This is a genomic window from Bradyrhizobium sp. S3.12.5, assembly GCF_040548225.1.
Taxonomy (GTDB): Bacteria; Pseudomonadota; Alphaproteobacteria; order Rhizobiales; family Xanthobacteraceae; genus Bradyrhizobium; species Bradyrhizobium cytisi.
In genome coordinates this window covers 93,343-112,754 of sequence record NZ_JBEPRF010000007.1, presented here as the reverse complement: position 1 = coordinate 112,754, position 19,412 = coordinate 93,343, and the positions used below count along the sequence as shown (strand labels likewise).

19 protein-coding genes are annotated in these 19,412 nt (G+C 62.5%); 13 read left to right on the top strand and 6 right to left on the bottom strand.

Annotated elements, in window-relative coordinates; translation table 11 throughout:
- Window positions 1–6: 6 nt before the first annotated feature.
- Entirely contained in the window at window positions 7–933 is a 927-nt protein-coding gene (locus tag ABIC09_RS12040) for a TauD/TfdA dioxygenase family protein (RefSeq protein WP_354109373.1), read from the bottom strand.
- Window positions 934–1,497: 564 nt separating this feature from the next.
- Here ABIC09_RS12040 and ABIC09_RS12035 point away from each other — a divergent pair.
- The 4 genes from ABIC09_RS12035 to ABIC09_RS12020 all read left to right on the top strand — a co-directional run bounded on the left by ABIC09_RS12035 (window position 1,498) and on the right by ABIC09_RS12020 (window position 4,655).
- On the top strand, window positions 1,498–2,841 hold the full coding sequence (locus ABIC09_RS12035) for an LLM class flavin-dependent oxidoreductase (RefSeq protein WP_354109372.1): 1,344 nt from the start codon (window positions 1,498–1,500) through the stop codon (window positions 2,839–2,841).
- Window positions 2,842–2,885: 44 nt separating this feature from the next.
- The gene (locus ABIC09_RS12030) at window positions 2,886–3,701 is read left to right on the top strand and encodes a MetQ/NlpA family ABC transporter substrate-binding protein (RefSeq protein WP_354109371.1); all 816 of its coding nucleotides are present in this window, start codon (window positions 2,886–2,888) and stop codon (window positions 3,699–3,701) included.
- A 246-nt stretch (window positions 3,702–3,947) separates the two neighbouring features.
- The gene (locus ABIC09_RS12025; protein ID WP_187434980.1) at window positions 3,948–4,100 is read left to right on the top strand and encodes a hypothetical protein; all 153 of its coding nucleotides are present in this window, start codon (window positions 3,948–3,950) and stop codon (window positions 4,098–4,100) included.
- 45 nt (window positions 4,101–4,145) lie between these two features.
- Window positions 4,146–4,655: an Lrp/AsnC family transcriptional regulator gene (locus tag ABIC09_RS12020; RefSeq protein ID WP_354035969.1), complete on the top strand. Its 510-nt coding sequence runs from the start codon at window positions 4,146–4,148 to the stop codon at window positions 4,653–4,655.
- 139 nt (window positions 4,656–4,794) lie between these two features.
- On the opposite strand, the gene ABIC09_RS12015 is transcribed toward ABIC09_RS12020, so the two are convergent.
- The 4 genes from ABIC09_RS12015 to ABIC09_RS12000 form a co-directional block, all read right to left on the bottom strand.
- Entirely contained in the window at window positions 4,795–6,621 is a 1,827-nt protein-coding gene (locus tag ABIC09_RS12015; protein ID WP_354109370.1) for a tannase/feruloyl esterase family alpha/beta hydrolase, read from the bottom strand.
- Window positions 6,622–6,908: 287 nt separating this feature from the next.
- Window positions 6,909–7,889, bottom strand: coding sequence for a tripartite tricarboxylate transporter substrate binding protein (locus ABIC09_RS12010; protein WP_354109369.1), 981 nt, complete (start codon window positions 7,887–7,889; stop codon window positions 6,909–6,911).
- 75 nt (window positions 7,890–7,964) lie between these two features.
- A complete protein-coding gene (locus ABIC09_RS12005) occupies window positions 7,965–8,870 on the bottom strand; it encodes a VOC family protein (protein ID WP_354109368.1) in 906 nt (301 codons plus the stop codon).
- Between the two features lie 17 nt (window positions 8,871–8,887).
- Window positions 8,888–9,880, bottom strand: coding sequence for a zinc-dependent alcohol dehydrogenase family protein (locus ABIC09_RS12000; RefSeq protein WP_354109367.1), 993 nt, complete (start codon window positions 9,878–9,880; stop codon window positions 8,888–8,890).
- Between the two features lie 113 nt (window positions 9,881–9,993).
- On the opposite strand from ABIC09_RS12000, the gene ABIC09_RS11995 reads away from it, so the two are divergent.
- From ABIC09_RS11995 to ABIC09_RS11955, 9 genes are all read left to right on the top strand, one after another.
- Window positions 9,994–10,695, top strand: coding sequence for a GntR family transcriptional regulator (locus ABIC09_RS11995; protein ID WP_354109366.1), 702 nt, complete (start codon window positions 9,994–9,996; stop codon window positions 10,693–10,695).
- 92 nt (window positions 10,696–10,787) lie between these two features.
- Window positions 10,788–11,651 (top strand): fumarylacetoacetate hydrolase family protein, encoded by an 864-nt coding sequence (locus tag ABIC09_RS11990; RefSeq protein ID WP_148752480.1) that lies wholly within the window; start codon window positions 10,788–10,790, stop codon window positions 11,649–11,651.
- A 6-nt stretch (window positions 11,652–11,657) separates the two neighbouring features.
- Window positions 11,658–12,239, top strand: coding sequence for an amino acid synthesis family protein (locus ABIC09_RS11985; RefSeq protein WP_148752481.1), 582 nt, complete (start codon window positions 11,658–11,660; stop codon window positions 12,237–12,239).
- Window positions 12,240–12,570: 331 nt separating this feature from the next.
- Window positions 12,571–13,236: a helix-turn-helix transcriptional regulator gene (locus tag ABIC09_RS11980; protein WP_354109365.1), complete on the top strand. Its 666-nt coding sequence runs from the start codon at window positions 12,571–12,573 to the stop codon at window positions 13,234–13,236.
- 143 nt (window positions 13,237–13,379) lie between these two features.
- Entirely contained in the window at window positions 13,380–14,324 is a 945-nt protein-coding gene (locus ABIC09_RS11975; RefSeq protein WP_354109364.1) for an ABC transporter substrate-binding protein, read from the top strand.
- A complete protein-coding gene (locus tag ABIC09_RS11970; protein WP_354109363.1) occupies window positions 14,321–15,124 on the top strand; it encodes an ABC transporter ATP-binding protein in 804 nt (267 codons plus the stop codon). Before ABIC09_RS11975 ends, ABIC09_RS11970 begins: the two co-directional genes overlap by 4 nt.
- Window positions 15,105–15,887 carry an ABC transporter permease gene (locus ABIC09_RS11965; protein WP_148752485.1) on the top strand — a complete coding sequence of 261 codons (783 nt, stop codon included), beginning with the start codon at window positions 15,105–15,107 and terminating at the stop codon, window positions 15,885–15,887. Before ABIC09_RS11970 ends, ABIC09_RS11965 begins: the two co-directional genes overlap by 20 nt.
- Window positions 15,884–16,645, top strand: a complete 762-nt coding sequence (locus tag ABIC09_RS11960; protein ID WP_354086264.1) for an ABC transporter permease — start codon at window positions 15,884–15,886, stop codon at window positions 16,643–16,645. Before ABIC09_RS11965 ends, ABIC09_RS11960 begins: the two co-directional genes overlap by 4 nt.
- Before the next feature lie 33 nt (window positions 16,646–16,678).
- On the top strand, window positions 16,679–18,460 hold the full coding sequence (locus ABIC09_RS11955; RefSeq protein ID WP_354086263.1) for an SDR family NAD(P)-dependent oxidoreductase: 1,782 nt from the start codon (window positions 16,679–16,681) through the stop codon (window positions 18,458–18,460).
- A gap of 47 nt (window positions 18,461–18,507) precedes the next feature.
- On the opposite strand, the gene ABIC09_RS11950 is transcribed toward ABIC09_RS11955, so the two are convergent.
- Window positions 18,508–19,407, bottom strand: coding sequence for an MBL fold metallo-hydrolase (locus ABIC09_RS11950; RefSeq protein ID WP_354086262.1), 900 nt, complete (start codon window positions 19,405–19,407; stop codon window positions 18,508–18,510).
- Window positions 19,408–19,412: the final 5 nt, after the last annotated feature.

Genomic DNA, 19,412 nt, shown 5'->3' with positions numbered 1-19,412 from the left:
ACTCGTTCAGGCGGCTCTCGCCTGCGGCTTCGCCGCCTTGATGCGGGTGACGCTGTTGCGACCGTCGGTGCTGACCGGCACCTCGCCATCGATGGTGGCCCGCCGGACCACGCGGTGCTGGTCGCCGTAATCGTTCACGGCGTAGTGTTGGGTGGCACGATTATCCCAGATCACCACATCGCCTTGACGCCAGCTCCAGCGCACCGTGTTCTCGGGTGCGGTGATGTGGGCTTGGAACAGGTCGAATAATTTCTGGCTGTCGTATTTCGACAGGCCGACGAAGCGCTGCACGAAATTGCCGAGCACCAGCGTGCGCTCTCCGGTTTCGGGATGGACGCGGACAACGGGATGCTCAGTCTCGTAGACCGTCGCCGTGAAGACCTCCTCGAATTGCTTCCGATCGGCTTCGCTTGCGCGGGTCTTGACCGCGTAGTCGTAGGCATTGCTGTGCACCGCCCAGAGCTCGTCCGCGAGCTTTCGCAACGGCGCCGGCAGATCGAGATAAGACGCGGCCGTGTTCGACCAGATCGTATCGCCACCGAACTCGGGGATCACGACGCCGCGCAGAACCGAGATCTTGGGATAGGCGTCGACGAAGGTGACATCGGTGTGCCACTGGTCGGCGCGGCCGCCGCCGCGTCCGGAATCGAGCTCCAGGATCGACGCCGTTCCTTTTGTCGCGCCAACCGTCGGATGCGGCACCAACTTGCCGAGCCGATGAGCAAACCGCTCCTGTTCGGCATCATCCAGATGGTTCTGGTCTCGGAAGAAGATGACTTTTTGCTCGAGGAGAACCCGGTTGATCGCCGCAATCGTCCGATCCGGCAGATCGCCAGAGAGCTTGATGTTCCTGATTTCGGCGCCGATGCGGGCCGACCGCTTGACGATATCCGAACGCGGAATGACGTTGTCGATGGTGATTCCGTCAGTCATGTCATCTTCCCCAAGACCGCGATCCATTTGGACAAGGCTCCGCCGTTCGCCGATCGCTGATGCGACGGCGGAGTGAAAGACAGTAATGTTGCGATCGATCCTCTTGCGGGACTGCCGTCTGCTCTGACGACAATCGCATCTTGCGGGATCTTCCGTGGATGCTGCATCAATGCAGCCTGTGTTCAGTTACACGATGCTAACGCAAGGGCTTCGGAAATAGCTTCCAAAGTTGAAGGCAAGCGGGAAACAGATGCACCTGCGGTGACGGCGTGTCCGTTCGTTATTTGCATTGACTGCGTGGAATGAGCCCTGGAGAGCACCGGACATTCGCCCCGGCGCAGCGCCTTCTAATCGAGATCATGAACCCGCAACATCATCTCTTTCGCTCGCTGCCGCCGCTAGATTCATGCTCGCATCACGCCGAACAACGCAAATCCATTTCATCGACATTTCTCGTTCCGGCAACATAGAGTTGGTCGCGATCACGCCGTCTCTACGGCGCGTAGGACATTTTGGATAGAACGATGTCGACACCAGGCGCCATCGAATCTGGGCACTCGAACCATGAGCAACCAACGGCAGCTTGTACTCAATCTCTTCATCTACCCCGGCGGCCACCACGAAGCCGCGTGGCGCTACAGGGGATCTGAACCAGACCGCATTCTCGACATCACTCATTATCAGGAGCTGGCGCAACGCGCCGAGGCGAGCAAGTTCGACGCCATCTTCTTTGCCGATGGGCCAGCACTGGCCGACAACGTCCGCTACGCCCAGCGCTTTCGTTTCGAGCCGATCACCTGGCTCGCGGCGATCGCGGCGGTGACCCAGCGCATCGGCCTGATCGCAACCGCATCGACCACCTATACCGAGCCCTACAATCTCGCACGCCTGTTCGCTTCACTGGATCATCTGAGCCGGGGGCGCGCCGGCTGGAACATCGTGACCACCAGCGCACCGCAGGCCGCACAGAATTTTGGATTGCCAGAGCACCCTCCTCACCACGAACGCTACGAACGCGCCCGCGAGTATCTCGATGTCATCTCGCGACTCTGGGATAGCTGGGAGGACGACGCGCTCGTCAACGACCCCGAATCCGGCATCTTCGCCGATACCAGCAAGATCCACACGCTCGACCACGTCGGGAAGCATTTTCGTGTGCGCGGCCCGCTGAACATTTCGCGCACGCCACAGGGCCGGCCGGTCTATGTGCAGGCCGGCTCCTCCGACGACGGCCGTTCCTTCGCCGCCCGATACGCTGAGGCGATCTTCACCGCGCACCAGACCCCGGACTCGGCCAAGGCCTTCTATGCGGACATCAAGCGCCAGGCCCGCAGCTTCGATCGCGGTCCCGACGAGATCAAGATCCTGCCCGGCATCAGCCCCTTCATCGGCAGCACGCAGGCTGAAGCCGATCGGCTTCAGGACGAGTTCAACGCGCTGATCCAGCCGGAGTATTCCCTCACGCAGCTCCGCCAGATGATCGGGCTCGATCTCACCGCCTACGATCTCGACGGTCCCGTCCCGCGCCACCTCATCGACACCGCGAGCGCGCGCGGCGCCGCCAGCCGCTTCAAGCTCGTGGTCGACATCGTCGATCGCGAGAAGCCGACCATTCGACAGCTGGTGCAGCGCCTTGCCGGCGCGCGCGGCCACTGGGTCATTGCCGGAACGCCGGAAAAGATCGCCGACAACATCCAGACCTGGTTCGAGAACGGCGCGGCGGACGGCTTCAACGTGATGCCGCCCTGGCTGCCCGGCGGCTTCGATGTCTTCGCCGAGCAAGTCGTCCCGATCCTGCGCAAGCGCGGCCTGTTCCGCGAGGACTACACCGGCACGACGCTGCGCGAGCATTACGGCGTCGCCCGTCCCGCCAGCATCTACTCCAACGCGGTCAAGGCGATCGCCTGACACCGCTTCCGTACTGACATCCAACTCGAGACCAGCAAGAAGACATGAAGACAGCGTTTTTTCTCCTCTCGAGCCTTTTGGCTCTCTCCCCCTTAGCCGCGGGAGATGCCTCGGCACAGCAATCCGCAAGGCCGGAGCTGCGGGTCGGCTTCGTGCCGGGGCCATATATCGATGAGTTCAAGGTCGGCGTCGAACCCGAGCTGAAGAAGAAGGGCTACAAGATCCGCTATGTCGAATTCTCGACCGGCCTTGAAGCCAACAACGCTGTGTTCAAGTCCGAGATCGACGCCAACGTGATGCAGCACACGATCTTCCTCGACTCCTACAACGAGCGCCAGAAGACCGATCTCGTCGGCGTCGTCCACGTTCCGACGCCACCGATGGGCCTCTATTCGAAGAAGCACCCGCTGGGCACGCCGATCAAGCCGGGCTCCAGCGTCGCGGTGCCGAACGATCCGGTCAATCTGCAGCGCGCGCTGTGGGTGCTGCGCGATCTCGGCCTCATCGAGATTCGCGACAGCAAGCCGGTCGATGTCACCGAGCTCGATGTCATCAAAAATCCCGGCGGCATCAAGATTGTGCCGCTCGAGGCCGCACAGGCGCCACGGGCGCTCGACGACGTCGACTTCGCCGCCGTCCAGGGCAATTTCGCGATCTTCAGCGGGCTAAAGCTGACCAACGCCTTCGCGCTCGAGAAGATGACGACACCCTATATCAACGTGCTGGCCGTAAAGAAGGCCAATGCCACCGCCGGATGGGCTCAGGACATCGTCGCCGGCTACAAATCGCCTGCGTTCAAGGCAGCGATTCAGGCCGACCGGTTCTATGACGGGTTCACTTTGCCTGATTACATGAAGTGAGCGGAGCGCATGTTCGAATTCACGCTTGAATGGGCCAGCCGCCGCTCCGTCGCATGCGTTCGGCGCGGCGATGGCATCAAAACCACCCATCTCCGATAAGCGCCGTGGAATTTTCCATCCGCGCCCGCGACGACGTCAGCATGATTCAACCAAACTGATCCCGACGAGTATGTAGCAATGTCCAACGCCATCCCTGCCGTGATAGCGTTCCCGGGTTCTCGCCCTACACCGTTGTCCGGAGTGAACATGAGCTATCTCATCTCGCTGCAGTCAGGCTGCGCTCGTTTGATCGAACAGGCACGCGGATGGTTCCAGCGCTCGCTGCAGCCGCGGACAGGCGGCCCGGACAACACACAGGACGATCTCTACGAGATCTTCCTGTTCGGGCCTCACGGCTGACGCCAGGCAACGCCGTCCAACTTTCATCACACTGAGGTTTCAGACATGACCGACGCTGCGCTGCAGCTCGTCGAGACCGGCCGCCGTCTCGACGCCATCGACCGCAAGATCCTGGCCGTCCTCCAGGAGGACGCTTCGCTCTCGGTTGCGGAAATCGGGGACCGCGTCGGCTTGTCCTCGACACCGTGCTGGAAGCGCATCCAGAGGCTGGAAGCCGACGGCGTGATCCTGAGACGGGTTGCACTGGTCGATCCGAACAAGATCGGGCTTGGGCTCTCGGTATTCGTCTCCGTGGAGAGCTCCGACCATTCGGATGCCTGGCTGAAGCGCTTCGCCGAGGCTGTCAGCGCCATGCCCGAAGTGATGGAATTCTACCGGATGGCCGGCGATGTCGACTATATGCTTCGCGTCGTGATTCCGGACATGCAGAGCTACGACGTGTTCTACAAGAAGCTGATCAACGCCGTGCCGCTCAAAAACGTCACCTCGCGCTTCGCGATGGAGAAGATCAAGTCGATCACGGCGCTGCCGGTGCCGCTGGTGGTGGCGGACTAAGGAGCGAGCGGAGACGACTCTGCCCTCCGCGCCGAGCGGCTGGGCTAACGACAGCACGGTACCCGCACGCACGCATTGCATCGCGCCCAACCTGTTCGGAAGTTTTCTTCATGTCGCCACGTTAACGGTCCCTTGATGCTCACGGCGCCGACGGCGTGCACCGATAGCTTTCCGCTCGCAGGCGATCACCGGACGTGTAGCGCGGATAGTCCGGATAGCGGCACATCGGACGTGAGCCCAACAGCTTGAACGGCGGCGAGTTCTCCTTGACTGTCTGAATCAGGGCATCAGGCGGCGGCGCGCCATCACTCACCCAGCGGTCCAGTGGATCGAGCAGATCGACCATGGTTGGCACCGGGCTGCCGTCGGTCACGCTGGCCGCTGGACCGCTATGGGTCGAGGCGGGTGAAATAAACAGGCGCGCCGAGCGATCGACCATCGCCTGCCCAACCCTTGCAGACACCGAATTGAAGTAGTTGATCGCGGCCAGGGGACTCAGTGCAAGGTCGCCGGTGTTGGAGCGCATGATCAGCTTGCCGCCGCGTGCGAAAAACGCCGACAGATCGGGATTGGTGGAGTCGAGCAGTTCCGATAGCTCGCGAAGGCGGTCGCGAAACTTGTTCGGATCGAACGTGCTCGGATCGAAGAGCGCGTCCTTCGCGACAAAGAATCGAACAAAATTCGCGGCATAGAGCCAATGGATCGAGGACGTATCGATGTCGACGGCCGCGTTCGGCGCCGCCGTCCCTGTGATCCAGCGCATCATGTGCGAGCTGCGGCCATCCGGCGTAATCTCGTTGCCGTAAAGCCATTGCGGATAGGCCGCGAGCCCGTTTGGTACCGCGAACGGCAGTTCATAGGGCGAATGGAGCGCCACGACGGTCGCGATTTGTGCATCGGACAGGCAGGTTTCACCGCTGTCAGCGCCGTTCGCACAGCGCAATTCCTTCAGATCAACATGCGAGGGACAAGCGAGATAATTATTGACGACGCCGTCGACCAGCCCGTCCAAGGCGTCACAACGATCGGCGACGAATTTCGCAAACATGCCGAGCTTGGCAGGCGGTATCCATCCGCCGTGGACCTGCGGGATCTCGTGATGCAAGAAGGCTCCGCCAATCATTGACAGCTGAATGGCGGGCACCACGCTGACGATGCCGTCGTAGTCGGCCGGGAATCGCTGCGCCATCGTCAGGCCTTCGCGCCCACCCTCCGAGCCGCCGAAATAATACACCCGCGACGGCGGCTGTCCGTAGAACATGCCTATCATGTTCACGCTGACGTCCCTGACCTTCTTGTAGGACGCATAGGCGTAATTCACCACCATCTCGTCATTGAGGCCGAACTGTCCAACGCTATTTGGCGCAAACGCTGACGCCTGATGGCCCGAATCGGTTCCGAAGGTCACGTAGCCGCGCGTCAGCGGCAATGGATCGTCCGATGCAGCATCGCGCAACGGCGCAAGTCCGGTGATAAGCGTGCCGTTGTAGCCGCCACCGCCGTACTGCACTGCCTTGCCGTTCCACGCGATCGGCAGATTGATCTGGAAATTGATCAATTGCGCCGCGGGATCGACCGGCGCGATGCCGCCATTTACCCTGCAAAACTCGGGCGTGGCCGGCGTGGCAGTGGCGTTAGCGGCAACAATCGTCCCGGAAGCAATGGTAGCTTCCCCGCTCGGCAGTCCAATCGACGCTGCGGGAATCACACGGCCGGCGAGCGTCGAACAGATTGCCTTGAGTTGCTCAGCACTTGGCAAGGCCGCAAGGGCTTTCTTGGCACAGATCGTCTCACTACCCAGGAGGATCGAAAGCACGAGCAATGCCAGTCGGAGTGGTGAGCGGTAGTTCATCTGATCCCCATTTTTTCGTTTCTTGTGCCAACGAAGACTCGAGTCGATGAGGATAGCGCGCTGCTCCGCGTTGCGCCAATTTAAACGCCCGCTCTTCAGCTGTCGTGAACGCATTGAACGAACTCCCGAAGTCGCATTAATCAATGACGTTCAGCAGAAGAGTTGCTGGTCAGGTGCGCACGAACCCGACCTTCTGGAACAAGTAATCGCGGGATTCGGACGCGAGGCGCTTCGCTCGTATAACGAGAGCATCGTCGAGAATCCGGCCGCCAAACTTTCATGGGCCTGTCGGCGACGAAAGCCGCCTCGATGCAACCGGCGTCCGCCGCGCCGACGATCGCATCCACCGACACTCCCTCCCCCTGTAAGCCTCTTTTCATCTTCCGCGGCGGACGCGCAGATCAGATCTTGGGGATCTTCGCCCGCTCAACCACACCCGACCACTTCACGATTTCGGACTGGATCAGCTTCTTCATCTCTTCCGGAGAGCTGCCACGGACTTCGCCGCCGACGGCCGTTTCCAGGCGCTGCCTGATCTCGGGCTCGTTGAGGATGTCGAGTGTCGCCGAGTTGAGTGCGGCGATGACGGCAGACGGGGTGCCCTTGGGAGCGAGAACGCCCGCCCAGGTCCGCACGTCATATCCCTTGACGCCGGCTTCCTCGACCGTTGGAACATCCGGCAACAGCGCAGTCCGCGTTGGCGAAGTCACCGCCAACCCGCGAATGGCACCGCTCTGGATTTGCGCTGCGAGCAGCACGGGCGTGCCGACGATGACCGGAACCTCTCCGCCAAGCAGCGCGGTGACGGATTGAGAATCCCCGCGATAGGGTACATGGACCATGTCGATGCCGGCCATCGCATCGAGCAGCTCTCCCGCGAGATGATGCGTGCTGCCGAAACCGACCGAGCCGAAGCTGAGCGCGCCGGGCTTCTGCTTTGCCATCGCGATCAGTTCGCCCAGCGATTTGGCCGGGTAGTCGTTGCGCACCGCAATGACCAGCGCGTAGTAGACCAGCGTCGAGATCATGTCGAAACTGTCGGCCGGCTGGTAGCTCAGGCTCTTGTACGTCGCGGGCGATATGGCGTGGGCGCCTGTGACGAGTCCGATCGTGTAGCCGTCGGGCTCAGCCTTGGCGATCGCGTCCGCCCCAATGTTGCCGCCGGCACCGGGCTTGGCTTCGACGACGATCGGTTGCCCGAGCTTCCTGGAGAGCCCGTCGGCGATAATGCGCGACAGCGTGTCGGCCGCGCCGCCGGCGGCAAAGCCGTGAATCAAGCGTATGGGGCGCGAAGGATAGTTGTCCGCCGACTGGGCAGGGCCGGCCGCCATAAAGCTGCCGAGCAGAAATCCGGTCGCAGCAAACCGCTTCATCCACCTCATGGATGCATCCTCCCTTTGACTGTTGTCTCGTTGGCCGCGGCGAAGCGGCGGTCTTCCAAACGAGTGCCGGGCCTCCTAGCGGGCGAACTCGACGCATTCCGGTGATGGCGGCAGACCCCAGACGTCGCGCGGCAGCCCGACCCAGACTTTCGGCCGCTGCGGACGATCGCGATGCCAGGGACGCGGATCGAAATAGCCAAGCTCCTCATCGATCATGCGATCGAGATCGTGGAACAGCTCGACGAGATGGCCATCCGGATTGCGGTGGTAGACCGCAGTGTTGTGGCCGGGGCCGTGACGGACCGGTCCCCAAAGGATATTGAGCTTGTGGCGGGCGAGATGATCGCAAGCCTGCTGCATGTGGGAAGGGCCGCGCAACTCGAATGCGAGATGATGCAGGCTGCGCACGGGCGCACGGGCGAAGTTCAGCGTATGATGTTCGTAACCGCTGCGCATGAAGACGAAGCGGTCCTCGACCCAGTCGGAGACCCGCAGGCCCATGACGTTCGCATAGAACTCCGACGCCGCAAGCGGATCTGGCGTACGAAGCGCGACATGGCCGAGCTTGGTGACGGCGAGCGCACTGATCCGCTCCTGCGCCGGTGTGGGCGTCCAGCCCTGGATCAGTTCGAACCGCGTTCCCTCGGGATCGGTGAAGGACAACAGCCTGGAAATTCCAGGCAGAGGATCACTCCGCAGTTCGGGACGCAAATTCGCGCGCTTCAGAGCGGCCCCCAGTGCGTCCATCTCGACATTCGGAGAGATCTCGAACGCGATACTCGTCAACGCCGCCTCGCCGGGCTCGATCACGAGCGAAAGCTGCTCGGAATCGCTGGCGAGAAAAATGCGATCTCTATCGCGGCCGACCAGGCCAAGACCGATCACGCCGCGGTAGTAATCGAGCAATCGCTCGGAATCCGGCGAGGCGAAAGTGGCGTGTCTCAGCCGTGTGAATCGGGCAATCGGTGCCTGGGTCGTCATTGTACTGGTTCACTCTCTCATGGCGTCATGATGATCTTGCCGAGCGCGGAGCCCTGCTCGAGCAAGGTGTGAGCTTCCCTGACCTGGTCGAGCTTCAGTGTCGCCGAGATGGCCGGCTTGATCGCGTTGCGGCTCAAGGCGTCGATCACGTTGCGCATCAGGGCGCGACGGCCCTCGCGATCATGGTCATAGATGTGGAAGGAGAAGCAGCGCACGGCCGGGCAGATGTCGAGATGATTGCGCATCGCCGCCATCAGATTCTCTTCCGGCAGCCCGGCGAAGGCGTTGTACGACAGCAGCGTGCCCCACTTGCCGAGCGCGCCGAGATAGGAGGTAAACTCCGGTCCGCAAACGTGGTCGAGCACGAGGCCGACGCCCTCGCCTTTGCTCAGTTCGCGGGTCCGCGCCACGACATCCTCGCGGCGATAGAAGATGACGTGGTCGGCACCGTTGCTTCGCGCGAAGGCGGCCTTCCCGTCGGTGGAGACCGTGCCGATCACGGTCATTTGTGCGAGCTTGGCCAGCTGCACCAGCGCGGTGCCGACACCGCCGGCCGCGCCGATCACCAGCACACTTGCGGGCGCGCGCGGATGGCGGCACTCGTGCAGCAGTGCGTAAGCCACCTGATAATTCGACAGGCACACTGCGGCTTTCAGATCGACATTGTCGGGAAGTGCATGAACGGCATCGGCGGGGGCGACGACGTATTCGGCGCAGCAGCCGCCGCGCTGCGACAGGTCACGCGCGCTCAGCAGGACCTTCTGGCCGACCTGCAAGCCTTCAACGCTCGACCCGAGCGCGGAAATACGGCCAGCGACATCATTGCCGGGATTGGCCGGCAGCGGCGGCATCCATTTGTAGACGCCGCGGCGGATCAGCACGTCGGGCTGCCCCACGCCGAATGCTTCGGCGCGGATCTGAACCTGACCGGCACCGGGCGCTGGCACCGGCACTTCGACCAGTTCGAGGGCATCCGACCCGCCCGGCTGACGTACCAGAACCGCTCTCATGAGCTCATCCCCTCTCCCTCGGACCATATTTTCGAAAATACTAGCTGTTACGAAAATTATTGCAAGATGGTCGTTGGCGCGGCATCTTGGGGCATCAATTGATCGGCAGAACCATGCCTGAGACCGCCATTCGCTCCCGCAAGGAATTCGGCAAGACGATTGCCGCCGATATTACTCATCGGCTGCGCGAGGAGATCGTGACCTGCGGTCTGCCCCCCGGCGAGCCGTTGCGGTTCGACGTGTTGCGCGAGCGCTTCGGCGCGAGCTTCACCACATTGCGGGAAGCGCTGACCGCCCTTACCGCCGAGGGACTTGTCGACGCCCAGGAGCAGCGCGGATTTCGCGTGGCGCCGGTCAGCCACCAGGATCTGGTGGAGGTCACCGATGCCAGGGTGCTGATCGAGGTGGAGTTGATCCGCCGCTCGATTGAGAAGGGCGATGACGACTGGGAGATTGCCGTCATCTCGACCCTGCACAGGCTGAAGCGGATCGAGCAACGCGATCCCGAGCATCCGCTGCGCGATCCCGAATGGAAGATCGCCCATCGCCAATTCCATCAGGCGCTGGTCTCCGCCTGCGGCTCGGCGACACTGCTCTCGATTAGAGCCGAGCTGTTCGATCGCGCCGAGCGCTACCGGCATCTGTCGGCCAATTTCCGGCCCCGCCCGCGCGACAAGGCCGGCGAGCACCAGGCGATCATGCAGGCCGCCATCTCCCGCAATGCTGATCAGGCCGTGCAACTGATAGAGACCCATATCCGCACTACCGCCGACAATGTCGCGAAATACGCCGGGCACCTGCTGGACACCAAATAGACGGCGCTTTTTCAGGTCCCGCGGGCTTGCGCTCCGGACAATTTTCGAAAATACTATAAATCATCGAAAATTCTCACTGGTGGATCACAATCATGAAGCTGCTGTCGTTCCTGGACGGAAATCGGGAAAGCTGGGGAGCCATTGTCGAAAACGGTGTCGTGGATCTGGGCCGCGCCCTGCCCCAGTATCCGATCCTCGCAGACTTCGTCGGCAGCGACGACTACGCGCGCCGCGAGGCCATCGTCGCCGGGCACAAGCCCACGATGGCGCTCAGCGACGTCGAATATCTCCCCGTGATCCCGCGCCCGGAGAAGATCGTCTGCGCCGTGCGCAACTATCTCGACCACCACAATGAAGCGGTCGCCTTCGGCATGAAGCGCGAGATCACCGAATTCCCGCCCATCTTCCTGCGGGTCTGGCGTTCCCAGGTCGGCCACAACGCCCCCGTGATCCGACCGAAGGTCTCGGACAATTTCGACTGGGAGGGCGAACTCGCCGTCGTCATCGGCAAGGGCGGCCGTCACATCAGCCAGGCCGACGCCTGGGATCACGTGGCGGGCTATTCGATCTACAACGACGTCAGCGTCCGCGACTGGCAACGCCATGCCCAGCAGATCGCCTCCGGCAAGAACTTCGTCGGCACCGGCCCGTTCGGACCCTGGCTGGTCACGCCGGACGAGATCGGCGATCCCACCAAATTGAAGCTCGAAACACGCGTCAATGGCGCGGTGGTGCAATCCTCCGACACCTCGATGCTGATCTTCTCGATCCCGCGGCTGATCGAATACTGCTCGACCATTTTCGACCTCGTCCCCGGCGACGTTATCGCCACTGGCACGCCGGCCGGCGTCGGCTTCACCCGCAAGCCGCCGATCTTCCTCAAGCCCGGCGACGTGGTCGAGGTCGAGATCGAGAACATCGGCGTGCTGCGCAATCCGGTCGTGGATGAGGCATAGGCTCGCATGTCCTCCTATGACATTCGCAAGACCGCGCTCAGCGTCGAGACGGTCTGGCACGAACGCGGCCCCCGGCTGGAAAAGCCGCTCCTGATCGGGACGGCCGTTGCGGTCGTCGCCAATCCCTTCGCGGGACGCTACGAGCCAAACCTGATGCCGTTTCAAGCTGCCCTGCGTGAGCTCGGGCGCGAGCTCGCAACGCGGCTGATCGCGCAGCTCGGGGGCGCTGCGCATATCGAAGCCTATGGCAAGGGCATCATCGTCGGCGAGGATGGCGAGCTCGAGCACGGCGCCGTCTGGCATGAAGCCGGCGGCCAGGGCATGCGCGAAGTGCTCGCTCAGCCCAAGGCGATCGTCCCGGCGGCGAAGACCATCGGCGGTCCCGGCACGCGCCTGATGGTCCCGCTCGGACACATCCATGCGTGCTATGTGCGCAGTCATTTCGGCACCGCGGAGATGACGCTCTGGGACGCGCCCAGGCGTGACGAGATCGCCTTCGGCCTGGTGATGGCGACCGGCGGCAGACCGCATGCGCGGATCGGCGGGCTCGCCGTATCGGACATCTCTGTGCACGATGGGCAGCGCTAGGCAAACGAAAGAGACATTGACCGCACCAGCAACCCTGCGCGCTTCCGTCGGCTTTGCTCAACGTCATCGACGGTCCTGGATCCCGTTTCATCGGATTTGGGCGCAGGTACTCAGGCTTTCCTGCTCATACTGTCGAGCTGCTGAAGAGTTCTGGGGCGAGCGCGGACGACCTCCAGCTGGACAGTCGAACTCACCTTGAATTATGCTCCCAAAGGGGAGGACGGCGATGAACATAAGCACAAAGAAGCAGCGTGTTCTGTCCCGCATTATCGGGCTGCTTTCCGCGCAGCATGCAAGCAATCAGGAACTCAGAACCATCATTGGACCGTTGTTGCTCGACCTGCTCGATGCCGATTTCTATGCGTCCTACACCTGGAACTCACGCAAACAAGCGTTCGAGCTCGGGGTCTCCGTCAATCTGGACGACGCCTGCGTCCCGAATTACGAGCGCTATTTCCAGCACCGGCACAAGGCGGGACTGTCCCGCTGGTTACGCCAAGGCGTCAATCCCGTCAGCGCGCTGATTTCGCACCGCGACCTGATGCGAACGGAGATCTACAACGAGTTCTTGCGTCCGTTTGGACACTACTACGGCATCAACCTGTTTGCGTTCGATGGGCGTGAAAGCATCGGCGACGTCAGAATCTGGCGGAGAAACGGACGGCCCGATTTCGACGACAACGAAATCGAGCTGCTTAAGCTGATTGAGCCCGGATTTACGCAGGCGCTGAAGCGCACTGCGCTCTCAAGCGCACCCAGGCTGCTGCCAGGCGTGCAGGCCAAATTGTCGCCGCGCGAGGCGGCCGTTGCCGGCCTGGCCGCGAAAGGCCTCGCCGACAAGGAAATCGCCCGACGCCTCGCCGTGACCTTTGCAACGGTCAGGGCTCATCTCGACAGCGCATTCGCCAAGCTCGGGGTTCGAAACCGCACCCAGCTTGCTTCTCTCCTGCACGCTGCCGACGTAACGCAAGGCACACAGAGCCGCACCAAGCACTGAACGGATCGGACGCTCCGGCGCTTTGCAGCTCGATCCAGCCTGTTGACCTCCCTCAAGCCTACACCTCCCCAATCTTGGGGAGATGGTCTCACTCGCGCGCGCTGTTATCCTCACCGAGCCATTTCGGATAAGCAGACGCCATCATGCGAAACGCCCTCTCAACTCTTCTCAGGACCGCGCCGGCTGCCTTCGCCGTTCAGCTTGCGCTGATCAGCTTCGCCACAGCTCAAACCAAGATCACCATCGGCGTGCCGCCGGTGCCCGAGTTCGTGCTGCCGATGATCGCGGTCGAGCGGGGCTATTTCCGGGATCACGGCATCGACGCGACGATCAAGATCATTCCCGGCGGTCAGTCGATGCCCGCGGCTCTGCAGTCCGACTCGCTTCAGATCGCCGCGCTGAGTACGGCGTCCCTGATCCAGGTAACAGACAGCGGTCTCGATCTCGTCATTGTTTCGGGAGGCGCCATCGCGTCGGTCAACGACACCAACTACGGGATCGTCGCCGGTGCTAACTCGGGCATCGAGAAACCGGAAGACTTCGTCGGTAAGAAGATCGGAACGCCGGGTCTGGGCAGCTTCTTCCACATCATGGCACGCGAATGGTTTCGGCGGAGCGGCGTCGACTGGCAGAGGATCACCTTCGTCGAAAGCACCTTTCCGCAGCTCGCCGATCTCTTGAAGGCCCGTACGGTGGACGCCGTACTCTCGACAAACCCCTTTCTACAGCGAGCTGCCGCACCGGGGATCGGCGGGAAGATCTTCTACATTGCCGCCAACCTCCCCGACCGCCTGCCCCCATTCGTCTATGCCAGCAGCAGAGCCTGGACTGACGCGCATCGCGAGGCAGCCGCCGGATTCAAGCTCGCCCTGGACAAGGCGATTGCCTTTGAGCAGAGCGACTTGCCGGCGACGCTCGAAATCTTCGGCAAATACGTGAAGATGCCGCCCGAGGTGCTGAAGACGCTGACGATAAACAAGCTGGACACAGATGTGACGCCGCAGCAGGTCCAGCTCTGGGTCGACATGATGGACAAGCAGGACATGCTGCGGAACTTCAAGTCACCCGAAAAGCTCTTCGCGAAATGAACAAAATCAGCTCCCGGCTCGCGCCCGCCGCCGAGGCTTGCGCGCAGCCTGCTATTGCGTTCGACGGCGTCCGGCTCGATTTCGGCGGCAAGTGCGTCGTGGACGGCCTTTCGTTCACGGTCGCTCCCGGTGAGTTCGCGTGCGTCGTCGGCCCTTCCGGCTGTGGCAAGACGACCTTGCTGCGGCTCGTGACAGGTTTGCTGTCGCCGACCCGGGGCGAAGTGCGTCGCCTAGGGGTAACCGTCGACGGCCCGTCGCGTGACGTGGCGATCGTGTTTCAGGATTATGGGCGGGCTTTACTGCCTTGGCGAACCGCAGCAGGCAACATTGCCCTCGCGCTGGAAGCGATGGGGGCGCCGCGCCTGGCGCGCGCCGAGCGCGTTACCGCCCTGCTCGACAAGGTCGGTCTCGCCGGGCATGGCGACAAGTATCCGGCGCAACTGTCCGGCGGCATGCAGCAACGTGTGCAGATCGCCCGCTGCCTGGCCCAGGGGCCGCGCGTTCTTCTCATGGACGAGCCGTTCGGTGCCCTCGATGCACTCACCCGTCAGGCTCTCCAGGACGAGATCGCGAGGCTTGTGAGGGACAGCAGAGCAACTGTCCTCTTCGTCACCCATGATCTCGATGAAGCCATCTATCTTGGCGATCGGGTGTTCGCACTGCAAGCCAATCCCGGCCGATTGGCGGAAGTGATCGATGTCGGATTGCCGCGGCCCCGCGACCAACTCCGGACCCGCGAGCATCCGGAATTCCTTCGGCTTCGCCACGTGCTGTTCGACCATGTCCAGAAGACACATTGATATCGTGCTGCGCGCCTTGCCAGCGTGGCTGGTCCCGCTCGCATTTCTCGGCATCATCGAACTCGCAATGCGCGCCTCAAGCATCGAGAGCGATGGGCTCGCACTACCGAGCCAGACCGCGGCCGCCCTGCTCGGCCTGATCACCGATGGCGAGATCTTCCTGCGAACGGCGGAGACGATCGGCGCAATCGCGGTCGGTGTTCCCATCGGGGGCACGCTCGGCTTGCTGCTTGGCGTGTGGCTGGGCCTTTCCCCCACAGCCGCACGCCTCGCCTCGCTGTCGATCGAATTGTTTCGTCCGATCCCACCGGTTGCAGTCATTCCCTTGATGATGCTGATCTACGGTCTCGGCATCAGAATGGAAGCGGCGATCATCGCCTTTGCATGCTTCTGGCCGATGCTGCTGCTGACTCGCGACGCCGTGCTCGGCGTCGAGCCGCGATTGATCGAAGTCGCCCGCATACTCGGCCTGCCGCGCCGCAAGCAGATCACAAAGATCGCGCTGCCAGCAGCGGTTCCGCGAATCTTCACGGCGCTGCGATTGACCCTCGGCATCGCTCTGATCGTCGCAGTCACGACCGAAATTGCGGCCAACCCGATCGGCATCGGCTACGCAATCATCTCCGCCGGGCTCAGTCTCCGTCCCGAGGTCATGTATGCCTTCCTGGTCTGGCTCGCAATCCTCGGATGGCTGCTCAATGAGAGCCTGATTGCCATGCACCGGCGCCTGTTCGGCGCGGCGTACGGGGACGCGGCGACATGAGCAACTGGTCCCTGCGGGCAGGCTCCGTCCTCGTCACCTTGTCGATCCTTCTGCTCTGGCAGTTGGTGACGACCACCGGGTTGGTTCAGCCGATTTTCCTGCCTTCGCCCTCCTCGACATTCGCCAACCTCTTGCGGGGCCTGACCCGTGGCGACCTGCTCGCGCTCACCATCTCGACCATGGAGCGCATGATCTATGGCTGGACGCTGGCATCGCTCGGCGGCATCCTGCTGGGTGCCCTGATCGGCCTGTCGCAGCGCGCGCGCTATTGGCTGACGCCAACGCTCGAGCTCCTGCGTCCACTGCCTGCATCGACGCTCCTACCCGTGGGCATTGCGCTGTTCGGACTACATCCGAACATGCTGCTGGGTATCATCGCCTTTGGCGCAATCTGGCCCGTGCTTCTGCCGACCATTCACGGCTTCAGCGCGATCGACCCACGGCTGCGCGAAGTTGCGAGGAATCTCGGCATCGGCCCGCTGGCATTTGCGCTCAAGTTCGGACTGCCGAACGCGCTGCCGGACGTGACCGCGGGGATGCGGCTGTCGCTGACCGCCTGCCTGATCATCACGGTGGTCGGTGAAATGATCACGGCGCAGCAGGGGCTCGGCTCCACCATCATCATGGCGGCGCGCTCGTTCCGCAGCACCGACCTCTATGGCGGGATCGTCCTGCTCGGAGCGGTAGGTGCAGCCAACAACGCGCTGCTTGGACTTGTCGAACGCGCGCTCACGCCGTGGCGTAGGGCTCGAGCCTGATCTTTATGAATCTCTCCTGGAAGGACTTCGCCGATGAATGAGATGGCTGGCTTCAATCGCGACACGACCGCAGACGAGGTACTCGCGGGCATCGATCTGTCCGGCAAGGTCTACCTCGTGACGGGCGCATCGTCTGGCCTGGGCCAGGAGACCGCTCGCGTGCTCGCGTCGCGCGGCGCAAAGGTCATCATGGCCGTCCGATCGCGCGACAAGGGCGAAGCAGCCGCCACAGCGATCAGGACGGTCGTGCCGGGCGCTGCGCTGGACGTCCGCCTGGTCGATCTCGCTTCGCTTGCCAGCGTGCGCGCGTTCACGGCGACCCTTGCAGGTTCGTACGGCGGCCTCGACGGCATTGTGGCCAATGCCGGCGTGATGGCGATCGACCATGCCCTCACCGCGGACGGTTTCGAGATGCAGTTCGGGGCCAATCACCTCGGGCACTTCCTGCTCGTCAATCGGCTGGCGCCGCTTCTCGAGGCGCGCGCACCCTCGCGGCTCGTCGTGATGACATCGGGCGCCCACCGCTTGCACAATGTCGACCTTGAAGATCCGAACTTCCGTCACAAGCCGTATGACCGCTGGGACGCCTACGGCCAGTCGAAATCGGCGAATGCTCTGTTCGCATTGGCCTTCGACGCGCATCACCGCGACGCGGGCGTGCGCGCGTTCACGGTTGCCCCAGGAATCATCACCGATACCAACCTCCACCACCATCTGACCCAGGATGATTTCGCGCCGCTGCGCCGCCGTCAGCCGGAGGTCGCCAATCTTCCGCGAAAAACTCTGGCCGCCGGAGCTGCAACGATGGTCTGGGCGCTCGTTCATCCCGAGCTCGACGGTCTTGGCGGCCGCTTTCTCGAAGACTGCGGCTTCTCCGAGGTGAATCCCGATCCGCGCCTGCCCAATGGGATCATGCCATGGGCCCTCGATCAGGCTCATGCCGAAGCGGTCTGGGGCTTGTCGGAGCGCCTCGTCGGCGAGAGCTTTGCAAGAACTGCAGATTCGGGCGTCAAGATGTCCGCGACGGCTCCCTCGGCGGCCGCTGTTGCCAGCGGGCTGTCCGTAAACCGGCAGCCCAGCACGAACCGGCTGCAAGGCCAGACATTGGAAGTCGCACTCGAAGCAGACAGCAAGATAATCCTGGAATTTCTACCAGATGGCGTGCTGCGCTGGCGCGGCCTGCCTGGTCTCGCGCTGGATCAAAGCGGGTTCTGTCCGGTCGACGTGGTGGAGGCGGCTCCAGACGTGCTGCTCATCGTGGCGATGCTGCCGGCACAGGGCCGCGAGACCATGGCCATCGTGCTCGACCTCAGCACGCATCACGTGTTGTTCGTCGCATCGCAGCTTGCCGACGGTCGGCGCCCGTTCGAAAGAAAGACCAGAGTGACGCAAAGATTCACGAAGGGACAAATTCGTGGCTCTCGACCTTCGTTGCAATCCTCTGCCCCCGAGCCTACACGCGACCTCATCGGAACGCGGGCGATCTACCGCTACAGCGAGGACACTGTTTACGAGCACCTATATCTGAACACGCACTGGTACTCATATCAGTGCCTGAAGGGCGTACGCCGGGGCGATTGCGGCACGGATGAAGCGAGTTATTGGAAGATCCGGGATGACATCTATGTCGTCACCTGGCGGGAGATCCTGATCGATCTCGCCGCCACTTTCGTCTACGACATGAAGGCCTGTCGGAGCACCGGCTGCGCCTGGGGAACGCCGGGCGGATCGCCGGAGCCCCGACATATCCTGACGGGAGCCTTCTTTGAGAAGCTCAAGGACGCGGGCTATCCTGCCGACATCGAGCTCATTTGACCTGTGGCTGAGAGGCGGATCAGCCCGCCCGATCCGCCCTCCCTTTCTTAGCCCCACTTCATCTCGCCCTTGGCGACCTTGGAGCCGATATCGAGTGCCACGCCCATTCCGAGATTCGGGAAGCGGGCTTCCATAGCCGCCTTGAGCGCGGCACCGTCAGCTGCCTTGGCGAACTCTTCATCGAACGCGAGCAGATATTTTTTGGTGTGCTCGACGGCGGAGAGATCGACGGCAACGCTCGGCGCCATGTGACCCGCCACGACGATAGACGGCTTGCGGGCGGCGATCTGGTCGAGGTTCGCGACCCAGGCCGCGCGCTGCTCCTTGGTCGGCGTATCGGCGGTCCAAACGTGAACACCGGAGAAGATCATCACACCGCCGAACACGGCGTTCAGGGAGGGAACGAAGAGATAGCGGCGGTTGGCAAGGCCGTCGGCATTGACGATTTCGATCGTCTCGCCGTCAACCGCGAAAGAGGTTCCATCGAAAGCTTCCGGCAGCACGATGTCTGCCAGGGTCTGCGGACCGTTCTCCTTCAACTGCGGGCCCCAGACGGCGAGCTTTTTCTCCACATTTCCCTTGATGGCCGCAAGCGTCGCGGATGCCGCCAGCACCTTGGCATTCGGAAAGGCTTCGCGCACGGGCTTCAGGCTGAAATAGTAGTCGGGATCAGATTGGCTGATGTAGATGGTCGTCAGCTTCTTGCCCGTCGCCTTGATCGCCTCGGCCAGCGCACGTCCGTCGGGATAAGAGAATCCGCCGTCGATCAGGACCGCCTCGGTGGGACCTTCGAGCAGCACCGGAGCACGAAAAAACCCGTTGGGGCCGGCGGGAAAATGCTTCCAGCTCAGCTTGGACTCAGTGGCGTACCCGACATCAGCGGGAGCAAATACGGCGGCGGCGCTGGCAGCAAGGATCGTTTTCACGATCTGTCTCCTTGAGAACATCGGTC

What these genes read in the sequence shown, in the direction of transcription:
- ABIC09_RS11995 (WP_354109366.1), top strand. Translation starts at nt 9,994, where the DNA reads ATGCCTGAGACCGCCATTCGCTCCCGCAAGGAATTCGGCAAGACGATT.
- ABIC09_RS11955 (WP_354086263.1), top strand. Translation starts at nt 16,679, where the DNA reads ATGAATGAGATGGCTGGCTTCAATCGCGACACGACCGCAGACGAGGTA.
- ABIC09_RS11950 (WP_354086262.1), bottom strand. Translation starts at nt 19,407, where the DNA reads ATGTTCTCAAGGAGACAGATCGTGAAAACGATCCTTGCTGCCAGCGCC.
- ABIC09_RS11990 (WP_148752480.1), top strand. Translation starts at nt 10,788, where the DNA reads ATGAAGCTGCTGTCGTTCCTGGACGGAAATCGGGAAAGCTGGGGAGCC.
- ABIC09_RS11970 (WP_354109363.1), top strand. Translation starts at nt 14,321, where the DNA reads ATGAACAAAATCAGCTCCCGGCTCGCGCCCGCCGCCGAGGCTTGCGCG.
- ABIC09_RS11965 (WP_148752485.1), top strand. Translation starts at nt 15,105, where the DNA reads ATGTCCAGAAGACACATTGATATCGTGCTGCGCGCCTTGCCAGCGTGG.
- ABIC09_RS12030 (WP_354109371.1), top strand. Translation starts at nt 2,886, where the DNA reads ATGAAGACAGCGTTTTTTCTCCTCTCGAGCCTTTTGGCTCTCTCCCCC.
- ABIC09_RS12005 (WP_354109368.1), bottom strand. Translation starts at nt 8,870, where the DNA reads ATGACGACCCAGGCACCGATTGCCCGATTCACACGGCTGAGACACGCC.
- ABIC09_RS12015 (WP_354109370.1), bottom strand. Translation starts at nt 6,621, where the DNA reads ATGCGTTCACGACAGCTGAAGAGCGGGCGTTTAAATTGGCGCAACGCG.
- ABIC09_RS11975 (WP_354109364.1), top strand. Translation starts at nt 13,380, where the DNA reads ATGCGAAACGCCCTCTCAACTCTTCTCAGGACCGCGCCGGCTGCCTTC.
- ABIC09_RS12040 (WP_354109373.1), bottom strand. Translation starts at nt 933, where the DNA reads ATGACTGACGGAATCACCATCGACAACGTCATTCCGCGTTCGGATATC.
- ABIC09_RS12025 (WP_187434980.1), top strand. Translation starts at nt 3,948, where the DNA reads ATGAGCTATCTCATCTCGCTGCAGTCAGGCTGCGCTCGTTTGATCGAA.
- ABIC09_RS12035 (WP_354109372.1), top strand. Translation starts at nt 1,498, where the DNA reads ATGAGCAACCAACGGCAGCTTGTACTCAATCTCTTCATCTACCCCGGC.
- ABIC09_RS12000 (WP_354109367.1), bottom strand. Translation starts at nt 9,880, where the DNA reads ATGAGAGCGGTTCTGGTACGTCAGCCGGGCGGGTCGGATGCCCTCGAA.
- ABIC09_RS12010 (WP_354109369.1), bottom strand. Translation starts at nt 7,889, where the DNA reads ATGAGGTGGATGAAGCGGTTTGCTGCGACCGGATTTCTGCTCGGCAGC.
- ABIC09_RS12020 (WP_354035969.1), top strand. Translation starts at nt 4,146, where the DNA reads ATGACCGACGCTGCGCTGCAGCTCGTCGAGACCGGCCGCCGTCTCGAC.
- ABIC09_RS11960 (WP_354086264.1), top strand. Translation starts at nt 15,884, where the DNA reads ATGAGCAACTGGTCCCTGCGGGCAGGCTCCGTCCTCGTCACCTTGTCG.
- ABIC09_RS11985 (WP_148752481.1), top strand. Translation starts at nt 11,658, where the DNA reads ATGTCCTCCTATGACATTCGCAAGACCGCGCTCAGCGTCGAGACGGTC.